At 50.1% G+C, this 3,270-nt stretch carries 4 protein-coding genes; 1 reads left to right on the forward strand and 3 read right to left on the reverse strand.

All coding sequences use genetic code 11. The annotated features are described in order from the left end of the window. From VZT47_RS09820 to VZT47_RS09830, 3 genes are all read right to left on the reverse strand, one after another. Positions 1 to 447: hypothetical protein (locus VZT47_RS09820; RefSeq protein ID WP_442877433.1), on the reverse strand; the 447-nt coding region annotated here is incomplete at its 3' end. Continuing rightward, entirely contained in the window at positions 413 to 1,594 is a 1,182-nt protein-coding gene (locus VZT47_RS09825; RefSeq protein ID WP_330224783.1) for a glycosyltransferase family 4 protein, read from the reverse strand. The genes VZT47_RS09820 and VZT47_RS09825, both read right to left, overlap by 35 nt. Further along, the gene (locus VZT47_RS09830; RefSeq protein WP_330224784.1) at positions 1,591 to 2,214 is read right to left on the reverse strand and encodes a sugar transferase; all 624 of its coding nucleotides are present in this window, start codon (positions 2,212 to 2,214) and stop codon (positions 1,591 to 1,593) included. The genes VZT47_RS09825 and VZT47_RS09830 overlap by 4 nt, the downstream gene beginning before the upstream one ends. 179 nt (positions 2,215 to 2,393) lie before the next feature. Here VZT47_RS09830 and VZT47_RS09835 point away from each other — a divergent pair, with 179 nt between their 5' ends. Continuing rightward, the gene (locus tag VZT47_RS09835) at positions 2,394 to 2,789 is read left to right on the forward strand and encodes a helix-turn-helix domain-containing protein (protein WP_330224785.1); all 396 of its coding nucleotides are present in this window, start codon (positions 2,394 to 2,396) and stop codon (positions 2,787 to 2,789) included. Positions 2,790 to 3,270 lie beyond the last annotated feature (481 nt).

Raw genomic sequence — 3,270 nt, forward strand, 5'->3', positions numbered from 1 at the left:
GTCATCCGTATAGAGACAGCCGGGATAGCCTGTACTTCCGTCGAGATTCCGCATCAGGTAGTAGTCGGCTTCTCCTGCATGCTGCAGGACCGGGTAATCCACCTTTGTATTTGGAACGACAATCCAGGCGTAGATGTCCGGATTTGTATTGGCCGCCAGGTCATTGAAATCAATATCCTTTTCCGGCACGTCAATCCCGTAGGTATCCTTGAAGTACTGAACCTTCTCGGAATAGGTGTACGTCTTGGGCTCGGCTTCAGTTTCGGGCTGTGCGCTTTCGTCCGGCTTCGTGGAATCCGCCAGCTCCTCCAACGCTTTTTCCTTTGCCTTCTTCTGCGTGTACTGATAAAAGCAGAGGACTCCGCAGATGACGGCGATGGCCAGAAGGACAATGGCAAGGAGCAGCCAGAATTTATTCTTCTTTTTCTTCTCCGTTTCGTTTCCCATCGTTTCTTTCCAATGTTCCGTATATGGAATCCAGAATTGCTTCTGTCTTGTCTCTCGTGAAATTCTCTGCCATTCTGATGCCGGCCCGGCTCATAGCTTCCCACTGCTCCGGCTCCTCCATTATTCTTTTCATGAATAATGTAAAGCTGTCTGCATCGTCGTACCGGCAGGTGAAGGCGTTCTCCCGGGCATATTCCCGGGTGCCCCGGTTGTCGGATGCGATGAGCGGAAGCCCGCTGGCCATTGCCTCAACTGCCGCCATACCGAATCCTTCCCGAATGGATGGGAAGAGGAAACAATCCGCAGCCCGGTAGAAGCGTTCAATATCTTTGCGGTAGCCAAGGAGTTGAACTTTCCTGCCCAGGCCTTCCCGGTCGATGGCTGCCTGCAGCCTGTCCCTCTCCGATCCTTCGCCCAAAATCAAAAGGCGAAAGGCCTTGTCAAAAGCCTTCAGACGTTTGGCGGCTTGAACCAAAACCATCTGGTTCTTGTTTGCGACCAGTTCGCCTGCCGTGAGGAAGACGAAGGTACCATCTTCTATGCCAAGTTCTTTCCGCAAGGCTGCCCCATCGGCTGCATCCGGATGAAACCGTTCCGAGTCATAGCCCACGCCGGGAATCCGATAGACAGTGCCGCCTTCACGCAGGTGAAAGGTACGGGCCGCCCCATAGTCCTCCCGGTTCACGGTAATGAGGACATCCGTCATTCCGGCCAGAATCTTTTCCGCATTCTTCCATAGAAGGAAATCCTTCTTCGGAGCGCCTTTGTAAAAGTGAAAGCCGTGGGTCGTATAGATGACCTTGGGCTTCCTGCCGCCGGAGTACGAATGATTTCCGGCGAACCTTCCAAGTGCCCCGCCGAGCGGCGTATGGCAGTGGATGACATCGATATGAAATTTTTCGAGTATGGTCTCAATCTGCCGCAGGGCAGAAAAGTTTGACAAAATCTTTGCCGGAGACTTTTCAATGGGGATGTCTAAGCAGGTGATACCGCTTCTCTCCATCTCCTCCCGGTCACAGGCATAGACCGGATGGCTGAAGTTCGAGGCGTAGAAGATTTCCCATCCCCGTTTCTGCAGGGCAGCTATATCCGCCCGCAGGAACTGCTGAAGAAAGCCGGAAACCGTGGTGATGATGAGTATCTTCATGATTCTTCCGCGGCGTCATCCGTCTTTTCCGGCCGCAGTCCTTCCGACTTCTCGGACATGAACATGACCCTGGCCGTCATCAGCATGATCTTTAAGTCCAGGCCCAAAGAGAAGTGTTCGATGTAATAGAGGTCATAGGCCAGCTTCTGCTCAGAGGGCGTCGTGTAATTCCCGACCACCTGGGCATAGCCTGTGAGTCCTGCCTTCACCTGAAGACGCTTTGAAAACTCCGGCAGGGTCTTTTCAATCTCCCGGGCAATCTCCGGCCGTTCCGGCCGGGGGCCCACCATCGACATGTCTCCCTTGATTACATTGATGAGCTGGGGCAATTCATCCAAACGAAAACGCCGGATAACCCGTCCTACAGGTGTGACCCTCGGATCCTCATAGAGAGTCAGCTTATAGCTTTCTTCTGCCCCGGGACGCATGCTGCGGAACTTGTACAGGGTGAATACCTGCCCATCTTTTGTCAGGCGTTTCTGTTTGAATACGGGAGGCTTGCGGTCATAGGCAAATACTGCAAGCAGAATGATGAACATCAGAGGGGAAAGAACGAGAAGCATAATCAAAGCAATCACAATATCTGCAATCCGCTTGACGATGCGCTGAAACCTGTTCACCTGTCCTCCCAGACCATTTCCTTCAAAATGAAATGCCCAACTATAATCGCAAGATAGTATAGCACAAAAATTCATTCTGTGTAGTGAGTTTTTCGTATTTTCCGCTATGCACTTTGTGTTTTGCCTGTAGTTTATAGGGTAGATTTCTTTGAAAGAAGGGAAAATTCTGACAAAAGCCTATGATTGACGTAGTATTATTAGAAGAAGACAACATCGACTATGCCGCGATCGGCAGGCGGATTCGTTCCGCACGGAAGAAGGCGAAGCTGACCCAGGAGCAGCTGGCCGAGGCCATAGACGTGACGCCCCAGCATGTATCCGCCATCGAGACCGGGAAGACAAAACTTTCCCTCCCGACTCTGATTCGTATATGCAGGGCTGTCAATATCTCTCTGGATTTCCTGGTCTACGACGAAATTCCCTACCTCATAGAACAATACGATTTGGACGCAAAAGAAATCCTCGATTCCTGCTCGACGGCCATCGAACGCCAATACCTGCTGGACACAATGCGGCTGCTGCAAAAAGAACTGGACGGCAATTATATTCTGAAAGCGAAAAAGGTAAAAAAATAAAAGAGGCGGTGAGATTTCTCATCGTCTCTTTTATGGTTACGGTATCGAACTTATGTTTGGTTACTCAAATTCTACGCTGTTAAAGTGACTTCTGGTGTTAAATGGTTACAAACAGTACTTCTGGTTGTTTTTCATTTCATCTGATGATGGATATTTCGCGTGGTTTTTGGGTCTTCAGGTATCAAAAAGGTATCAGAGAATCATGTCCGTGATACCTGGTCCTTTTCACCACATCTAAATTGTACCATATGAAGGACAGCTAAGCCAGTAGAAATTTTATTACTTTTGCCTATAAAAAGCATGAGCTTCTATTAAAAATCTTCCTCATTTATCCCTTCGATGCAAATGGCGAAGCAAAACGGTCACTTCAGCGGGCCAAAACGGCCACGATGCGCAACTGACCGGCCATACACCTCGTCCGAAAGAGCGACTGGCTTTTTGTCGCTCTGTAGGCGAGGTTCACAGGGGTTTGGGGGTGTAA

The organism is Dialister sp. (assembly GCF_036343215.1).
Taxonomy (GTDB): domain Bacteria; phylum Bacillota; class Negativicutes; order Veillonellales; family Dialisteraceae; genus Dialister.

Coding starts and splice junctions, on each gene's coding strand:
- VZT47_RS09825 (WP_330224783.1), bottom strand. CDS start 1,594: ATGAAGATACTCATCATCACCACGGTTTCCGGCTTTCTTCAGCAGTTC.
- VZT47_RS09835 (WP_330224785.1), top strand. CDS start 2,394: ATGATTGACGTAGTATTATTAGAAGAAGACAACATCGACTATGCCGCG.